This window comes from Streptomyces achromogenes (assembly GCF_030816715.1).
Classification (GTDB): domain Bacteria; phylum Actinomycetota; class Actinomycetes; order Streptomycetales; family Streptomycetaceae; genus Streptomyces; species Streptomyces achromogenes_A.
On sequence record NZ_JAUSYH010000001.1, the window covers coordinates 4,907,158 to 4,923,966 of the forward strand.

A 16,809-nucleotide genomic window follows, 5' to 3' on the forward strand; every position below is an offset into this window, starting at 1 on the left:
TGTGGGCGCGCGGGTGCGCACGCGTGGGTGTGGACGCGTGGGTGCGGGCGCGGGCGCGCGGGTGTCAGCCGACCGTCTCGAACCGGATGTCGTGGCGCCCGGTCCCGGAGGCGGCGAAGCTCAGCAGCCGCTCCCCCTCCGCGGTCAGTTCGGCGACGTCCCGGCGTGCCAGGGGGACGAAGGGCTCGACGACCAGGGTGGCGGCGTCCTTGGCGCGGTCGATCCGCCACAGGCCCCGCACGAAGCCGTCGATCAGGAAGGTGGCGCGGATGATGCCGTTGCTGGTGAAGACCCTCGGACGGTGCTCCGCCGCCATGATCCGTTCCCGGTCGGCGTGCGAGAGCAGGATGTTGTCGAACTCGGGCAGGTACCGGGCGGGCAGTTCCTCGGACGGGTCCGGCAGCCGAGTCCCGGCCAGGTCGTAGAGGACGGTCCCGCTCTCGTCCCGGTAGGTGCGCAGGGCCGGTCCGAGCCGGGTGAACGCCTCCTTCAGCCGGGTCAGGCCGGACCACTTCTGCATGTCCTTGACGCTCGCCGGGCCGAACGCGGCCAGGTAGCGCCGTACATAGGTGTCGAGGGAGGCGTCCGGGTCGAGCCCGCGGCCCAGCCAGCGCTCGACGGTGGTGTGGGCGGCCTGGCCGCTGTGGCCCCAGAGCCCGCGCGGCGGGACCTGGACCAGCGGCACCAGGTTGCGCACGGTCTGCGCCAGCGCGCCCGCGTCGTGGCCCGGCAGGCGCTGCGCCATCAGCGCGCCCAGCTCGGCGAAGGTGAGCGTGCGCTCCTCGGCCAGCTCCGCGCCCAGCTCGGCGATCTCGTCGGTGTCCAGGCCCGCGACCTGCCGGCCGAACTGCCCCTTGACCGTGCGGGCCAGCATCTCGGCCAGCAGCGGACGCAGGGCGAGGCAGTCGTCGTCGGTGACGAGGTGGATGGTGGAGCGCATCAGGGCGATGCGCACCACCTTCCGCTCCCGGACCAGGGCCGCCAGGTCCTCGACCGCGAAGTCCGCGAGCCGGGTCCACAGCCCGATGTACGGCGGGTTGGGGGCCTGGGCCTGCAACCCGGCCAGGTGGGCGACGGCCCGCACGGGCGGCATCGTGGACCGCTCGGCGAGCAACTGGCGGTGGATCAGCGCACGGTTGAGCGCCCGTACACCGAGGACCGGGCCTGCGGAGGTACTCACGGTCAGGACAACCTCACCAGCGCGGTGCCGGAGAGCCGGCCCTTCATCAGATCGATCATGGCCTGCGGCAGCGCGGCGACGCCGCCCTCCACCACGGTGTGCGGGAAGGAGATCCGGCCCTCGGCGAGCCACGCGCCGAACTGCGCGTTCCAGTCCTCGATCTGCTGCGGGGTGTGCAGGGTCGCGAAGCCCTGGAAGGACAGCTCGCGCGGGATGAGGCTCGTGAGGTCCAGCCGGGGGCGGGCGTCCTCGCCGTGCTGCGCGGCCAGTGAGCCGCAGAGCGCGAAGCGGGCCCCGGGGGCGGCCGCCTGCACCGCGGCCTCGAACTGCTCGCCGCCGACGTTGTCGAAGAAGACGGTGATCCCGTCGGGGGCCAGCTCGCGCAGCCGGTCGGCGACCGGGCCGTCGTGGTAGTCGAACGCCGCGTCGTAGCCGGCCTCCCGGACCAGGAAGTCGATCTTCTGCGGGGAGCCGGTGCTGCCGATGACCTTCGCCGCGCCGAGCGCCTTGGCGATGTGGGCGGCGAGGCAGCCGACGCCGGAGGAGGCGCCGGAGACGAACACCACGTCGCCCTCGCGGACCTTGGCGATCTCGGCGAGTCCGCGCCAGGCCGTGGGCCCGTTGGAGAGGAAGTACTCGCTGCCGGGCAGCAGTTCGGGGTCCCGCTTGAAGAACTGCCCGGCGTAGCCCACGACATGGTCGCGCCAGCCGCTGAAGTGCTCGACCAGGTCGCCCACGGCCAGGTCGGGGCTGGCGGACTTCACCACGGTGCCGACCGTGCGGCCCCACATGGGCTGGCCCAGCTGGAACACGGGGATCGGGATGTCCAGCGAGGACTGCATCTGGTCGCGGTAGACCGTGCCGAGGGACATCCAGTCGTTGCGGACCACCACCTGACCCGGCTCCGGCTCGGCCAGCTCCGTCACGGCGACCTCGAAGTGGTCGAGGGAGAGCTCGCCGTCCGGGTAGGAGACGAGCCGCACCTCCTGGCTCTTCGTCGGCGTCCCGTCGGACATGTCGTCAGCTCCTTGTGCGAGGGATCGAAAGGTCGTGCTGTGCCGAGGGTGCGGGAGCGGTCTCGAAGGGAGGTCGCGCCCGGCTGGAGCGTCCGGGGCCGCGGACCGCACCGCGGCCATGATCGACGGGACGGGGCCCCGACGGCGGCGTTTCACCCACGCTCCAGCCGCTCTGGATCGGCGGGGTGCACGGTGCGGTTCCCGCGAACCACCGGACCGTCGAAAGGGGTGCACCGTGTCACCGACACTGCAGCACTCGGAGCAGCACACCGGCCAGCACTCGGATCTCTCGTCGGAGATCGCCGCCTTCTACGCCCACCAGATGCCGCTGCTGGAGGCGCGTGACTTCGAGGCCTTCGTGCAGACCTTCACCGAGGACTGCTCCTTCGGCTACGAGGGCGCCTGGCAGCTGGGCAGCCGCCCCGCACTGCTGGAGGGCGTGCGCGCGAACATCTCCCGCTACGGGACCAGCACCATCCGGCACTGGTTCGAGAACCGCCGGGCCGAGCCGCAGCCGGACGGCGCCACCCGGGTCACCGCCACCTGTCTGGTCAGCGTCACCGACGAGAACGGCGACGTGACCTTCGAGCCGAGCTGTGTCGTCACCGACGAACTGGTGCGCACCGGGGAGGGGCTGCGCGCCAGGTCCCGGGTCATCCGCCACGACGTGCCCGACCCCGGCCGCTACTACGCCCGGCTCGCGGCCCAGCACAGCTGACCCGAGCCCCCACGACCGGCACCGTCCGGCACCGACCGGCACCGTCCGGCCCGACCGGCGCCGTCCGGTACGACCCGCTCGACCGGCACCGACCGGCACGATTGGAGCAGAGAGAGCCATGACCACTCCCGCACTTCCCTCCCTCGAAGCCCGGGTGAAGCTGTACCGGATCGGCATGGGCTTCGCGGCCCTGCAGTTCGTCCAGGCCGCCGTCGACCTGAAGGTGGCCGACGCGCTGGACGACGAGCCGCTCGGCGCCGAGGAGCTCGCGAAGGCCGTCGGCGCGGACCCGGACGCGCTCGGCCGGCTGCTGCGCGCGCTGTCCTGCCACGGGTTCTTCGAGGCCGTCGAGGACGGCCGGTTCCGCCACACCGAGCTGTCGCGGATGATCCGTCAGGACTCCACCTGGGGCGCCCCCGACGTCATCCGCTTCGGGTGGCTGCACGTGCCGGTCTCGGTGCTGCACCACACCGCGGACGCGGTGCGCACCGGCGAGGCGGCCTTCCCCAAGGTCTTCGGCACCCAGGCGCAGAGCTACTTCGTCAACGACGACCCCGAGGCCGGCGCGATCTTCAACCGGGCGATGACCGCCAACACCATCCTGCTCAACAACGCCCCCGCGCTGGTGGCGGCGCTCGCCCCGCGTCCCGGCGAGACGGTCATGGACGTGGGCGGCGGCCAGGGTCAGCTGCTGCTGCAGCTCATGGAGGCGTACCCCGACATCCACGGGGTGCTGCTCGAGCTGGAGCAGGTGCTGCCGGGCGTCGACGAACGGCTGCGGGCGGGCGGTGCGCTGGCCGCCCGCGCCGAACTGCTCGCCGGGGACTGCCGCGAGTCCGTGCCGGGCGGAGCGGACACCTATCTGTACAAGCACATGATGTACATGTGGGACGACGACACGGTCGTCGCGATCCTGCGCAACACCGCGCGGGCCGCGGCCTCCGGCGCCCGGGTTGTCGTCGTCGACATGCTGCTGGGCGGCGACAGCCCGTTCGAGGAGATCTGCACCGCCGTCGACCTGCTGATGGTGCTCATGGGCGGCGGGAAGCGGCGCAGCGTCGACCAGTTCGCGGCGCTGTTCGAGCAGGCCGGCCTCGACTACCAGGGCGCGCGGAGCATCGAGGGCGACCAGTCGGTCCTGCTGACCGCGCTCGTCCCGTAGGAGCGCCGGGGCGTCGGGGCGTCGGGCACCTCCGGGGTCCCGTGGGCCGTCCTGGATCCCCGGGGCGGCCGGATCGCAGCGGAGCAACAGGGGTGGGAACGCCGTGGGCGTCCCGCCCCTGACGCATGCCGGGGCGCGGGTGGCGCTTGAGGCGGGGTCCGCCGTGACACGAGCGGGCTGCCCGAACGTGGCGTGAACGGACCCCTGCCACCATTCGCAGACTTTCGGGAGACAGCCATGCCGCACCTGCTGCACATCGACTCCTCCGCCGTGTCCCGGGGCTCGGTCTCCCGGGAACTGGCCAAGACCTTCCGCCGGGCGTGGCAGAAGGAGAACCCGGACGGCGTCGTCACCTACCGGGACCTGGGCGCCGTGCCCGTGCCGCCGCTGACCGAGGCGGGCGTCACCGCGGGGTTCGTCCCGCCGGCCGCGCACGACGGTCACCAGCGCGCCGCCATGCTGCTGCGCGACGAACTCGTCGAGGAGCTGCTGGCCGCCGACACGCTGCTGGTGAGCACCCCGATGTACAACTGGTCGATCCCCTCCACGCTCAAGGCGTGGCTCGACCAGGTGCTGGTCAACGACCGCACGATCACCTTCGACGGCAGCCCCGGACCGCTGGCCGGGCGTCCCGCGACCGTGGTCGCCAGCTACGGCGGCGGCTACAGCCCGGGCGCTCCCATGGAGAAGGCCAACCACTGCGGCCCGTACCTGCAGACCGTGTTCGGCACCGGTCTCGGCCTGGACGTCGAGATCATCGCCGCCCAGCTGTCGCTGGCCCCCCGGGTGCCCGCGATGGCCGCGCTCGTGCCGCTCGCCGAGCAGTCGCTGGCGCAGGCGCACCAGGCGGCCGAGAAGCGGGCCCGCGAGGTGTCCGCCGTGCTGGTGCGGTGATTGTCGAGTCAGTCACGAGCCAGACGCCGCATTCTCGTACAAACCAACGTGCATTGATCCAGGAGGCCATCGGTGTCCCGTCGCGCTGTGATCACCGGGCTCGGCGTCATTTCGCCAGGTGCCATAGGTGTCAAGGAATATTGGAGCCTACTTGCCGAGGGCAGGACGGCGACCAGGGCGATCTCCCACTTCGATCCCTCGGCCTTCCGCTCCCGCATCGCGGGCGAGGTCGACTTCCACCCGCTGAAGTCGGGGCTCACCCCGCAGGACGTGCGCCGCCTCGACCGGGCCGCGCAGTTCGCCGTGGTCGCCGGCCGGGAAGCCGTCGCGGACGCGGGCCTGCAGTTCGACGTCATGGACCCCACCCGGGTCGGCGTCGCCCTCGGCTCCGCCGTCGGCTGCACCACCAGTCTGGAGCGTGAGTTCACCATCGGCAGTGACGGCGGCCGGCTCTGGGAGGTCGACCAGGGCTACACCGTCCCCCATCTGTACGACTACGTGAACCCCAGCTCGATGGCGGCCGAGCTCGCCACGCAGACCGGCGCGGAGGGACCGGTCACGCTGGTCTCCACCGGCTGCACCTCCGGCATCGACTCGGTGGGCTACGCGGCCCGGCTGATCGAGGAGGGCAGCGCCGACGTCGTCGTCAGCGGAGGCACGGAGGCCCCGCTGTCGCCGATCACGGTGGTCTGCTTCGACGTGCTCCGCGCGAGCTCCACCCGCAACGACGACCCCGAGCACGCCTGCCGCCCCTTCGACAAGACCCGCGACGGTCTGGTGCTGGCCGAGGGCTGCGCGATCGTCGTCGTCGAGGAGCTCGAGCACGCACGGGCCCGCGGCGCGCAGATCTACGGCGAGATCGCCGGGTACGCCTCGCGCTGCAACGCGTACCACATGACCGGTCTCGAGTCCGAGGGCAAGGACATGGCCTCGGCGATCGAGGTGGCGATGGACGAGGCGCGGATCCTGCCCCCGTACATCGACTACATCAACGCGCACGGCTCGGGCACCAAGCAGAACGACCTGCACGAGACGGGCGCCTTCAAGCGCAGCCTCGGCGAGGACGCCTTCACCACGCCGATCAGCGGCTTCAAGTCGATGATCGGTCACTCGCTGGGCGCGATCGGCTCGCTGGAGATCGCCGGCTGCCTCCTCGCCATGCGCGAGGGGCTGATCCCGCCCACGGCCAACCTCAACGAACCCGACCCGCTGTGCGACCTGGACTACGTGCCCAACGTGGCCCGCGAGAAGCGGCTCAACACCGTGCTGACCGTCGGCAGCGGCTTCGGCGGCTTCCAGAGCGCGATGATCCTGCGAAACGTACGAGGAGCGAAGCGATGACCAGGCGAGCAGTGGTGACCGGAATCGGCATCGCGGCGCCCAACGGGCTGGGTCCGACGTCGTACTGGCGGGCGCTGATGGCCGGCCAGTCCGGCATCCGCCGGGTGACCAAGTTCGACATCTCGAAGTACCGCTGCAAACTCGGCGGCGAGATACCCGACTTCGTGCCCGACCGGCATCTGCAGGACCGCATCCTGCCCCAGTCCGACCACATCACCCGGCTGTCGCTGGTGGCCACCGACTGGGCGCTGCGCCAGGCCGGGGTCCGAGGCGGCGACGTCCCCACCGACGAGATGGGCGTGGTCACCGCGGCCTCCGGCGGCGGCTACGAGTTCGGCCAGCGGGAACTGGCCAAGCTGCACCACCAGGGCCCGGAGTACGTCAGCGCCTATCAGTCGTTCGCGTGGTTCTACGCGGTCAACACGGGCCAGATATCCATCAGGCACAAGATGCACGGGCCCGGCGCCGTGGTGATCAGCGAGCAGGCCGGCGGGATCGACGCGATCGGCCACGCCCGGCGGCAGCTGCGGGACGGCGCCAACCTCATGCTCACCGGCGGCATCGACAGCACGCTGTGCCCGTGGGCCTGGGTCGCCCACCAGGCCACCGGCCGGATCAGCCGCAGCTCGGACCCGACGCGGGCCTATCTGCCCTTCGACGAGCGCGCAGGCGGTTACGTCCCCGGCGAGGGCGGCGCGATCATGGTGCTGGAGACGCCGGAGAGCGCGAAGAAACGGCTCGGCACCACCGTCTTCGGCGAGATCGCCGGGTACGCCTCCACCTTCGACCCGGGCACCCCCGGCCGGCCGCCGGGTCTTCAGCGGGCCATCGAGATGGCGCTGGGCGACGCCGGCATGGACGCCTCCGACATCGACGTCGTCTTCGCCGACGCGGTGGGCGAGGCCGAACTGGACCAGGTGGAGGCGGAGGCTCTCAAGGAGGTCTTCGGCCCGCACGGCGTCCCGGTCGCCGCGCCCAAGACCATGACCGGACGGCTGTTCGCCGGCGGCGCCTCCCTCGACGTCGCCACGGCGCTGCTGTCGATGTTCTGGAGCGCCATCCCGCCCGCCGTCGGCGTCCGGGAGGCCGTGCCCGAGTACGAGATGGACCTCGTGGTCGGCGAGCCGCGGCAGGGCCCGGTCCGGTCGGCGCTGATCGTCGCCCGCGGGCACGGCGGCTTCAACTCGGCGATGGTGGTGCGCCAGCTCCGCTGAGCGCCGCAGCAGTCCGTCATCGTCATCGACATGTCGCAACGAAAGGGCATTCATGCTGACGTCAGTCGCCGAGTCGTCCGGGAGCGCGATACTCCCGGACGACCTCGAGGAGGCCGTCCAACGCAACGACCTGCGGACCCGCACCGAGGAGCTCGCCCGGCTCAAGGCGGTCATCCGCGAGGGACCGAGCGTCGAGGCGACCGCAGCCCAGCGCGCCAAGGGCAAACTCACCGTCAGGGAGCGCATCGAGCTGCTCTTCGACGAGGGGACGTTCCTCGAGATCGAGGCGTTCCGCAAGCACCGGGCGACCGCGTTCGGGCTGGCGAACAAACGCCCCCACACCGACGGGGTCGTCGTCGGCTGGGGACTGGTCCACGGGCAGAAGGTCTTCGCCTACGCGCACGACTTCCGGATGTTCGGAGGCGCCCTGGGCGAGGCGCACGCCGCGAAGATCCACAAGCTGATGGACATGGCCCTCGCCGCCGGCGCCCCGCTGGTCAGCCTGTGCGACGGGGCGGGGGCCCGGATCCAGGAGGGCGTCACGGCGCTCGCCGGCTACGGCGGGATCTTCCGCCGCAACGCCCAGGCGTCCGGCGTCATCCCGCAGATCAGCGTGATCCTCGGACCGTGCGCGGGCGGGGCCGCCTACTCGCCCGCGCTGACCGACTTCGTGTTCATGGTCCGGGACGTGGCGCAGATGTTCATCACCGGCCCGGACGTGGTCCAGGCCGTCACCGGCGAGCACATCAGCATGAACGGCCTCGGCGGGGCGGACGTCCACGCCGGCGTCTCCGGCGTCTCCTCGTTCGTCTACGACGACGAGTACGCCTGCATCGCCGACGTCCGGTACCTGCTGTCGCTGCTGCCCGCCAACAACCGCGCCCTGCCCCCGGTCGTCCCCTGCACGGACCCGGTGGACCGCAGGAACGACGCCCTGCTCGACCTCGTCCCGTCGTCGGCCAACCAGGCCTACGACATCCTCCAGGTGATCGAGGAGATCGTCGACGACGGCGAGTACTTCGAGGTGCAGCCGAACTGGGCGGGCAACATCGTCTGCGCGCTGGCCCGGATGGGCGGCCGGCTGGTCGGCGTGGTCGCCAACCAGCCCATGGTCTCGGCCGGCACCCTCGACATCGACGCGTCCGACAAGGGCGCACGTTTCGTCCAGATGTGCGACTCGTTCAACATCCCGCTGGTGACCCTGGTCGACGTTCCCGGCTTCCTGCCGGGCCGTGAGCAGGAACACCAGGGGATCATCCGGCACGGGGCGAAGCTGCTCTACGCCTACTGCGTCGCCACCGTCCCCCGCATCCAGCTGATCCTGCGCAAGGCGTACGGCGGCGCCTGGATCGTCATGGACTCGCGGTCCATCGGGACGGACCTGTCCCTGGCCTGGCCCACCAACGAGATCGCGGTGATGGGCGCCGAGGGCGCGGCGAACGTCATCTTCCGCCGGGAGATCGCGGCGTCGGGCGATCCGCAGGAAACCCGGGAGCAGTGCATCCGGTCCTACCAGGAGGAGTTGATGCATCCCTACTACGCGGCCGAGCACGGGCTGGTCGACGACGTCATCGACCCCGCGCACACCCGGGAGACCCTCGTCCGGGCGCTGGAGATGCTGGAGGGCAAGCGTGCCTCCCTGGCGCCGCGCAAACACGGCAACCCCCCGATGTAGCCATGACCCGGGACCCGTTGTTCACGATCCGTTCCGGACGGCCGACCGAGCAGGAGATCGCCGCCCTCACCGTCGCGCTGCTGACCCGCCTGCACCGGTCCGCCGCGGATCCGTCCGCGGTGGCCGACTGGGCACAGCGCCTCACCCCCGACGTGCCGGCCGTGGCGGGCCTCGCGGACTGGCCCGGTCCGGACCGGCCCGCGACGACCGTGTGGGGGCGCCGGTCCGGTGCGGGGGCCCGGCCGGCCGTGAGCGGCTGGGGGGACCCGTCCGGTGCGGACGCGCCGCCCGAGACCGGCTGGGGAAGCCGGCCCGGTACGGAGCCGCCCGGTACGGAGCCCCCCGGCACGGCCGGCTGGCCGGACCTGCCCTGACGTCCGGACCCGCCCTGGCCTCCGGACCTGCTCTGAAGGCCGGATTCTCGCTGAAGGCCGGGTCCCGCCCCGATGGGCGGGGCCCGGCCTCGTTCCGTGCGAAGGGGGTGTGACGCGCTCGCGTCACACCCCCTTCGCGTCTGCCGGCCCTCCCCGGCTGCCGGCCTCCCTCAGGCGCGGCACACCGGGAGACCGCCGTGGAACTGCGTCATCTCCCCGAACGCCGTCGCCACGTCGATCGGCGCGCCCGGCACCGCTCCGGCGAGCTCGGCGTAGGCGCGGTGCAGGTTGCCGACGATGCGCTCGGCGTCGAGGAAGGCCGCCCACGCGCCCAGTTCGGTGCTCCGGGCCGTCTCCAGCGCCGACCGTCCGGCCCGCAGCCCCGACTCCGCGACCTCCAGCAGCCAGCTCAGGTAGGCGGCGGTCTCGTCCAGCAACTCGGCGCCGCCGACCGGCCCGTGACCGGGCACCACCGTCTCCGCGCCGAGCGCGCGCAGCCGCCCGATCGCCTCCAGCGACCCCGTGACCGAGCCCATCAGGCAGAACGGGGTGCTCCCGGACCACACGACGTCCCCGGTGAACAGGACGCCCTCGTCGGGCAGCCACACCACCGTGTCGCCGGTGGTGTGGGCCGTCCCGGGGTGCAGCAGCGCGATGCGCCGGCCGCCGGAGTGGACGGCGGCCTCGTCGCCGCGATAGGTCACGTCGGGCCCGAGGACCGGCGTCTCCCCCCACTCCACGTCCGGCCACAGCCCGCGCAGCCCCGGGCCCGCGGCTATCTGGTCGCGGGCGCAGTTCTCGTGGGCGGTGATCGTCGCCCGCGGCTTGAAGTAGGAGTTGCCGAACGTGTGGTCGCCGTGGAAGTGCGTGTTGACGAGGAAGTCCGGCCCGGCCGGCGCCAGCGCGCCCACCGCCTCGGCCAGCACGCGGGTACGGCGCTCGGTGGCGGCCGTGTCGACCAGCACCGCGCACTCCCCGTCGAGGATCAGCCCCGCGTTGTTCAGGCACCACCCTCCGTCGGGCTGGATCCAGGCGTAGACCGACGAGGCGACCTCGCGCATTTCCGACCGGACCTGTTGCAACGTCATACCGACTCCATTTCGGGTGCGGGCGCGCGTGCGGGTGCGAAGAAAGTGCCGCGGCAATTTGCCGGAAAGGATGGCCCGAACGGCATGAGCCTCACTGGAACACCCGGTGGGGGAATTCCGGTGCAGCGGTAGTCCAGCCGGTTTCGAGCCTCCCGGAGAACGCTTTCGGGAGAAGGAAACCCATGCCCGAGGAGGAGCACACCGTGGCTACGCAGACCGCTGAGCGGCAGAAGGTGACGGCCGAGGAGCACGTGGAGATCCTCGGGTTCTACGCCCGACAGTGCCGCCTGATGGACGCCCTGAAGATCGAGGAGTTCGCCGACACCTTCACCGAGGACGGCGTCATCGACCACGCGCACCGCGGCGAACGCCTCGCCGGCCGGGAGGCGATGGTCGCGGCGATGCGGGCCGCCCTCCCGCGGTACCGGTCGGTCGTGCCCCGGCACTGGTTCGACCACTACCTCGTGGAGAAGACCGCGGACGGCTGGCGGGTGGACTACGTCTGCCTGGTCACCCGGACCGACGCCGCCGGGAAGGTGGACTTCGAGCCGACCTTCACCGTGGTGGACGAACTGGTGCGCACCGAGGCCGGCGAGATCCGGACCCGGGAGCGCGTCATCGACCAGGACCGTCCGGCCTCCTGAGGCCGGGGCCCACGATGAAGGGGATAGTCCTCGCCGGAGGCACGGGGACCCGGCTGCATCCGATCACACTGGCCGTGTCGAAACAGCTCCTCCCCGTCAGTGACAAGCCGATGATCTACTACCCGCTGTCGGTGCTCATGCTGGCCGACATCCGGGAGATCCTCGTCATCACCACACCCACCGACATGCCGTACTTCCAGCGGCTCCTCGGCGACGGCTCGCGGCTGGGCATCTCGCTCAGCTACGCCGCGCAGGAGAGCCCCGGCGGCCTGGCGCAGGCGTTCACCATCGGGGCCGACTTCATCGGCGCCGACCCGGTGGCCCTGGTGCTGGGCGACAACATCTTCCACGGCTCGGGATTCCGCGAGCTGCTCCGCCGCAACGCCCGTGACGTGGACGGCTGCGTCCTCTTCGGCTATCCGGTGCCGGACCCCGAGCGGTACGGGGTCGGTGTGACGGACGCCGAGGGGCGGCTCGTCTCGCTCGAGGAGAAGCCGGCCGAACCCAAGTCCGACCGGGCGATCACCGGCCTGTACTTCTACGACAACGACGTCGTGGACGTGGCCAAGAACCTCACCCCGTCGCCGCGCGGCGAACTGGAGATCACCGACGTCAACCGGTGGTACCTGGAACGCGGCAAGGCCAAGCTCATCGAACTCGGCCGGGGTTTCGCCTGGCTCGACACGGGCACCGCCGAGTCGCTGCTGAAGGCCGGCATCTACGTGCAGGCCATGGAGGAGCGCATGGGGGTGCGCATCGCCTGCCTGGAGGAGGTCGCCCTGCAGATGGGCTTCATCGACGCCGACACCTGCCGGAGGCTGGGCGAGGGGATGAAGTCGCCGTACGGCAGGTATGTGACGGAGGTCGCGGCCGAGGCCGCCGGTGTGGGGTACCGCCGCCGGCTCGTCGGCGCACCACGAGGGGCCTGACGCCGGCGCGTCCGCCCGGGGGCGGGCCCATCGCGAGCGCGGAGTGCGACGGTTCTGCGGAACCCGTCGCACTCCGCGCGCACTGCGTTCCGGTCCGGGTCCCGCGGCTGAGGGCGACACAGGGCGAGGCAGGGCAAGGCGAGGCCGGGCGAGGACGCAGGGCGAGGCACGACAGAGGGTTCCGGCGGATCACGTCGCGGCACCGGGGTGCTCGCGCGACGGGATCCGCCGGACGCCGTTCAGGCCGCGGACAGGATCTCCAGGACGGCCACCGTCCACGCGAAGCCGCCGCCCGCGCTGACCAGGGCGCCCGTCTGGCCCGGACGCAGGGCGCCGGTCCGGGTGAGGTGGGCGAGACCGGCGAACATGTCGCCCGCGCCGAGGTGGCCGACCCCCGAACCCCAGGGCCAGGTGGTCCGCTCCGGGTCGAGGTCCAGCGCCGAGAAGAACTGGAAGTCCATCTTGGCGCGGCCGAGGTGCGGCAGCACCGTCCAGTCGAGTTCCTCCTGCTTGACGTCCGCCTCCCGCAGGGCCTGTTCGAAGGCCGCCCGCTGGCCGGTGTGCAGCCGGTCGATCAGCTCCGACATGCCCATCTCCTTCACCAGGCGGGCGCGGGGCTCCTCCACGCTGACCGGGGTCCGGGTCTCCAGCGGCGTCGCGGCGAAGGGATCGTCGCCCCGCCCCATCTTCTCCAGGGTCGGGTCGGACACCGTCACCAGACTGCGCAGCAGCGCGAACCCGTCCTCGGTGGACAGCACGATCGCGGTGCCGCCGTCCCCGAGCACGGTCCCCGGGTCGGTGGTCCAGCGGTCGATCCCCGGCAGGCAGAACCGGTCGCCGGTGGTCACGAGGGCGCTGTGCCGGCGGGAGTCCGCGCGCAGATAGGCCACCGCCAGCTCGAAGGCGGCCATCCCGCCGTTGGACAGCTGCTCGACTGCCAGCGACAGGCACGTGTTGCCGACGGCCTCGCGCTGCACGTACGAGGCGGGCGCCCACAGGTCGTAGCCCTGGAAGTAGCTGCTGGCGTGCAGGACCAGGTCGATGTCCTGGGGCCCCGCGTCCGCGTGGCGCAGCGCCTCCCGCGCGGCCCGGACCGCCATCTGCGGCCCGGCCTCCGTGCCGACGCACACCGACCGCATCCGCGTGCGCCGCACGGTCCATTCGTCGGTCAGCCCCTGCCGGACCGCCTCCTCGGCCGGCATGGCCGGCGGCAGATGAAGTCCCACCCCGGAAACGAATACCTCTTCAGCTGGCACGACCATTCCCTCCGCCCGACGGCATTCGGCATTCGGCCGTCGAGTCTGCACGGCACAGCTCGGGGGCGGCTCAATGCCGGACGGAGCCGGATTCCGTCCGCGGCTCTCGATCGAGGCTCAGGCGAACGTCGAATCCACCGGCCCATATTGCGGCAGCGGGAAAGGCAGGAAAGGAAGGTACCGGATGCCCCTCACAGCGCGACAGCCCAATCCACCGGTCGCCCTCGTGTTCCCCGGCCAGGGTGCGCAGTACCCGCGGATGGCCGCGGGCCTGTACGGGCACGACTCGACGTTCACCTACTGGATGGACGAGGCGTTCCGGCTCCTGGCACCGGACGGCCCGCGGCTGCGCCGCGAATGGCTCGCCGAGACGCCGTCGGCGGAGTACGACGACGTGACGGTCGCCCAGCCGCTGCTCTACGCGGTGAACCACGCCCTCGGGCGGATGGTGCTCGACTGGGGCGTGCGCCCGGCGGCGATCATCGGGCACAGCGTGGGCGAGGTCGCCGCGGCCACCCTGGCCGGGATCCTCGGCTTCGAGGACGGCATACGCCTGATGCGCGACCGGGTCGTGCACTTCGCCGACACCCCGCCCGGCGGCATGCTCGCCGTCGCGGCCTCCCCCGACGACGTCGCCGACCTGCTCGGCGAGGACGTGCACCTGGCCGCCGTGAACGCCGCCCGCCAGCTCCTCCTCGCCGGGGAGCGCGAGCCGCTGGCCCGGGCCGCCCGCGAGCTGGACGAACGGGGAGTCGTCTGCCGTCCGGTGCAGGCCCGACAGGCCTTCCACAGCCCCGCGGTCGACGCCGCCGTCCGCGCGACCCTGCCCGGGTTCCGCGCGGTGCCGCTGCGCCGGCCGGCCTTCCCCTTCTACTCCGCCTACACGCCGGGCCGGCTCGCCGACCAGCAGGCGCTGGACCCCGACTTCTGGGCCTGGCAGGCGGCCCGGACCGTGTACTTCGCACCGGCGCTCACCGCCCTGCTCGCCGCACACGACTGCCTGCTGCTGGAAGCCGGCCCGGGCGACGGCCTCAGCCGGCTGGCCCGCCGCCAGCCCCGGGTGATCGCCCGGCACAGCTTCGTCCAGGCGCTGGTGCCGGGCGGCGGCCGCGACGACCGCGAGGCCGTGGACGAGGTACGGCGCCGGCTCACCCTCGTCGCCGCCGGAGACCGCCATGACCGACTTGGCCACTGACAGAGCCGACGGGACCGACATGACTGAGCTGACCGACACGACCGGTGCGCCCGGGGAACCCGTGGCCGTGGTGGGCATGGCCTGCCGCTTCCCCGGCGCCGACGACCTCCAGGGCTTCTGGCGGCTGCTCCGCCGGGGCGGCGACGCCATCGGCCCGGGCACGGGGCTGCGCGAGGGCCGCCGCCCCGGCGGATACCTGCGCGACGTCGAACTCTTCGACGCGGAGCTGTTCGGGATCTCCCCGCACGAGGCCGCCCTGATGGACCCGCAGCAGCGCCTGCTGCTCGAACTGTGCTGGCACGCCCTGGAGGACGCCCGCATCCCACCCACGGCGGGCGGGGCGACCGGCGTCTTCGTCGGGTCCTGCTCGGACGACTACGCGCTGATGAGCCGGATGTCCGCGGTGGTGGACGCCTACTCCATGACCGGCACGGCCCGGACCTTCCTCGCCAACCGGCTGTCCTACTTCTTCCAGTTCACCGGCCCCAGCGCGGTCGTCGACACCGGCCAGTCCTCCTCGCTGGCCGCCCTCGACCAGGCGCTCGGCAGTCTGCGGCGCGGAGAGTGCGCGACCGCGGTGGTCGCGGGCGTCCAGCTCAACCTCACCCCGACCGGCGACCGGCTCATCGAGGAGCTCGGGGCGATGTCGCCGACCGGCCGCTGCCACACCTTCGACCGCGGCGCCGACGGGATCGTGCGGGGCGAGGGCGCCGGCGTGCTGGTGCTCAAGCCCCTCGAGGCGGCCCTCGCCGCCGGGGACCGGGTGTACTGCACGGTGCTGGCCGCGGCCGTCAACAACGACGGCGGCGGCGCGAGCCTGACGACACCCACCCAGGCCGCCCAGCAGAGCGTGCTGGCGGAGGCCTACCGCCGGGCGGGCGTCGACCCGGCCGAGGTCGCGTACGTGGAGCTGCACGGCACCGGCACCAAGGCCGGCGACCCGGTGGAGGCCCGGGCCCTCGGCGGCGTCCTCGGCCGGGGCCGCCCCGCGGAGCGGCCGCTGCTGGTCGGCTCGGTGAAGACCAACATCGGGCATCTGGAGGGCGCGGCCGGCATCGCCGGGCTGATCAAAACCGCGGCGAGCCTCTTCCACCGCGAGCTCCCGCCGACCCTCAACCACCGGCGGCCCAACCCCGACATCGACCTCGACGGGCTGCGGCTGCGCGTCGCCACCCGGCGGCGGGCCTGGCAGCCCGACGAGGGGCCGCTGGTCTGCGGCGTCTCGTCGTTCGGCCTCGGCGGCACCAACGCGCACGCCGTGCTCGGCGAGGCGCCCCGGGGCCGGGACGCCGTACCCGTGCCGGGGCCCGGTGAGCCCGGGGCGGCGGCCGGCGAGCCGGTGCCCGTGCTGCTCTCCGGGCACACCGACGCGGCGCTGCGGGCCCAGGCGGCCCGGCTGGCCGACCGGCTGGAGGGCCGCGACGACGTGGACCTGCGCGACCTCGGCCTCGCTTCGGCGACGACCCGCGCGGCGCTGCCCGTACGCGCCGTCGTCGTCGCCTCCGGCCGCACACAACTGGTCGCCCGGCTCCGGGAGTTGGCCGACGGGGCCCACGAGAACGGGACCGACGGGAACGGCGGCTCCGAGGCCGGAGGCACCGTTCTCACGGGCCGGCCGGGCGCGGAGCCGCAGGACCGGACGGCCCCCGGGGACGGTCCCGGCACGGCCGCCACGGCGGCGGCCGCCGCGTTCGTGCTGGGCAAGCCGGTCGACTGGCTGGCGGTCTACGGCCCGCGGGCCCGCCCGGCGGACCTGCCGCTCTACGCCTTCCAACGGCGCCCCTACTGGCTGGACACGACGGCGTCCACGGGCGGCCCCGCCGCCGAGGACGCCGCGCCGCAGTGGTCCGGCGACCCGCTGGACCTGGTCCTCGACCTCACCGTGGAGATCCTCGGCCGCGCGCCGGGCGCGGACCTCGACCTGGACGCCACCTTCACCGACCTCGGTCTGGACTCCCGCATGGCCGTCGCACTGCGCACCTCCGTCGCCAGGGCCACCGGCCGCGTCCTGCCGACGACCCTGCTGTTCGACCACCCCACTCCGGCGGCGCTCATCGAGGCGCTCCGGTCGGACGACACGAAAGGTCACGAGTTTCGATGACTCCCCAGACCGGACCACTGGA

At 72.6% G+C, this 16,809-nt stretch carries 15 protein-coding genes; 11 read left to right on the plus strand and 4 right to left on the minus strand.

Annotation, left to right across the window (positions count from 1 at the left end):
* Positions 1–64: 64 nt before the first annotated feature.
* Positions 65–1,180: a winged helix DNA-binding domain-containing protein gene (locus tag QF032_RS22085; protein ID WP_307045028.1), complete on the minus strand. Its 1,116-nt coding sequence runs from the start codon at positions 1,178–1,180 to the stop codon at positions 65–67.
* Positions 1,181–1,182: 2 nt separating this feature from the next.
* Entirely contained in the window at positions 1,183–2,196 is a 1,014-nt protein-coding gene (locus tag QF032_RS22090; RefSeq protein WP_307045030.1) for an MDR family NADP-dependent oxidoreductase, read from the minus strand.
* Positions 2,197–2,431: 235 nt separating this feature from the next.
* On the opposite strand from QF032_RS22090, the gene QF032_RS22095 reads away from it, so the two are divergent.
* The 7 genes from QF032_RS22095 to QF032_RS22125 all read left to right on the plus strand — a co-directional run bounded on the left by QF032_RS22095 (position 2,432) and on the right by QF032_RS22125 (position 9,574).
* Positions 2,432–2,914, plus strand: coding sequence for a nuclear transport factor 2 family protein (locus tag QF032_RS22095; protein WP_307045032.1), 483 nt, complete (start codon positions 2,432–2,434; stop codon positions 2,912–2,914).
* Positions 2,915–3,032: 118 nt separating this feature from the next.
* Positions 3,033–4,076 (plus strand): methyltransferase, encoded by a 1,044-nt coding sequence (locus QF032_RS22100; protein ID WP_306950078.1) that lies wholly within the window; start codon positions 3,033–3,035, stop codon positions 4,074–4,076.
* 237 nt (positions 4,077–4,313) lie between these two features.
* A complete protein-coding gene (locus QF032_RS22105; RefSeq protein WP_306950076.1) occupies positions 4,314–4,970 on the plus strand; it encodes an FMN-dependent NADH-azoreductase in 657 nt (218 codons plus the stop codon).
* A 72-nt stretch (positions 4,971–5,042) separates the two neighbouring features.
* Positions 5,043–6,311 (plus strand): beta-ketoacyl-[acyl-carrier-protein] synthase family protein, encoded by a 1,269-nt coding sequence (locus tag QF032_RS22110; protein WP_107442671.1) that lies wholly within the window; start codon positions 5,043–5,045, stop codon positions 6,309–6,311.
* Positions 6,308–7,525 carry a ketosynthase chain-length factor gene (locus QF032_RS22115; protein WP_307045036.1) on the plus strand — a complete coding sequence of 406 codons (1,218 nt, stop codon included), beginning with the start codon at positions 6,308–6,310 and terminating at the stop codon, positions 7,523–7,525. Before QF032_RS22110 ends, QF032_RS22115 begins: the two co-directional genes overlap by 4 nt.
* Before the next feature lie 52 nt (positions 7,526–7,577).
* Positions 7,578–9,200, plus strand: a complete 1,623-nt coding sequence (locus QF032_RS22120) for an acyl-CoA carboxylase subunit beta (RefSeq protein ID WP_307045038.1) — start codon at positions 7,578–7,580, stop codon at positions 9,198–9,200.
* A 2-nt stretch (positions 9,201–9,202) separates the two neighbouring features.
* Positions 9,203–9,574 (plus strand): acyl-CoA carboxylase epsilon subunit, encoded by a 372-nt coding sequence (locus tag QF032_RS22125; protein ID WP_307057195.1) that lies wholly within the window; start codon positions 9,203–9,205, stop codon positions 9,572–9,574.
* Positions 9,575–9,744: 170 nt separating this feature from the next.
* Here QF032_RS22125 and QF032_RS22130 read toward each other — a convergent pair whose 3' ends face one another.
* Positions 9,745–10,662 (minus strand): MBL fold metallo-hydrolase, encoded by a 918-nt coding sequence (locus QF032_RS22130; RefSeq protein ID WP_307057197.1) that lies wholly within the window; start codon positions 10,660–10,662, stop codon positions 9,745–9,747.
* 203 nt (positions 10,663–10,865) lie between these two features.
* Between QF032_RS22130 and QF032_RS22135 the strand changes: the two genes are divergently transcribed.
* Complete coding sequence (locus QF032_RS22135; protein WP_306950064.1) at positions 10,866–11,306, plus strand: nuclear transport factor 2 family protein; 441 nt, start codon at positions 10,866–10,868, stop codon at positions 11,304–11,306.
* A gap of 14 nt (positions 11,307–11,320) precedes the next feature.
* On the plus strand, positions 11,321–12,235 hold the full coding sequence (gene rfbA / locus QF032_RS22140) for a glucose-1-phosphate thymidylyltransferase RfbA (RefSeq protein ID WP_107442665.1): 915 nt from the start codon (positions 11,321–11,323) through the stop codon (positions 12,233–12,235).
* A gap of 239 nt (positions 12,236–12,474) precedes the next feature.
* On the opposite strand, the gene QF032_RS22145 is transcribed toward rfbA, so the two are convergent.
* The gene (locus QF032_RS22145) at positions 12,475–13,461 is read right to left on the minus strand and encodes a ketoacyl-ACP synthase III family protein (protein WP_306950061.1); all 987 of its coding nucleotides are present in this window, start codon (positions 13,459–13,461) and stop codon (positions 12,475–12,477) included.
* Between the two features lie 214 nt (positions 13,462–13,675).
* Here QF032_RS22145 and QF032_RS22150 point away from each other — a divergent pair, with 214 nt between their 5' ends.
* A complete protein-coding gene (locus tag QF032_RS22150) occupies positions 13,676–14,686 on the plus strand; it encodes an acyltransferase domain-containing protein (RefSeq protein ID WP_307045044.1) in 1,011 nt (336 codons plus the stop codon).
* A gap of 19 nt (positions 14,687–14,705) precedes the next feature.
* The gene (locus tag QF032_RS22155) at positions 14,706–16,787 is read left to right on the plus strand and encodes a beta-ketoacyl synthase N-terminal-like domain-containing protein (RefSeq protein ID WP_307057199.1); all 2,082 of its coding nucleotides are present in this window, start codon (positions 14,706–14,708) and stop codon (positions 16,785–16,787) included.
* Positions 16,788–16,809 lie beyond the last annotated feature (22 nt).

Coding starts and splice junctions, on each gene's coding strand:
- QF032_RS22090 (WP_307045030.1), bottom strand. CDS start 2,196: ATGTCCGACGGGACGCCGACGAAGAGCCAGGAGGTGCGGCTCGTCTCC.
- QF032_RS22100 (WP_306950078.1), top strand. CDS start 3,033: ATGACCACTCCCGCACTTCCCTCCCTCGAAGCCCGGGTGAAGCTGTAC.
- QF032_RS22105 (WP_306950076.1), top strand. CDS start 4,314: ATGCCGCACCTGCTGCACATCGACTCCTCCGCCGTGTCCCGGGGCTCG.
- QF032_RS22115 (WP_307045036.1), top strand. CDS start 6,308: ATGACCAGGCGAGCAGTGGTGACCGGAATCGGCATCGCGGCGCCCAAC.
- QF032_RS22120 (WP_307045038.1), top strand. CDS start 7,578: ATGCTGACGTCAGTCGCCGAGTCGTCCGGGAGCGCGATACTCCCGGAC.
- QF032_RS22125 (WP_307057195.1), top strand. CDS start 9,203: ATGACCCGGGACCCGTTGTTCACGATCCGTTCCGGACGGCCGACCGAG.
- QF032_RS22130 (WP_307057197.1), bottom strand. CDS start 10,662: ATGACGTTGCAACAGGTCCGGTCGGAAATGCGCGAGGTCGCCTCGTCG.
- rfbA (WP_107442665.1), top strand. CDS start 11,321: ATGAAGGGGATAGTCCTCGCCGGAGGCACGGGGACCCGGCTGCATCCG.
- QF032_RS22150 (WP_307045044.1), top strand. CDS start 13,676: ATGCCCCTCACAGCGCGACAGCCCAATCCACCGGTCGCCCTCGTGTTC.
- QF032_RS22155 (WP_307057199.1), top strand. CDS start 14,706: ATGACTGAGCTGACCGACACGACCGGTGCGCCCGGGGAACCCGTGGCC.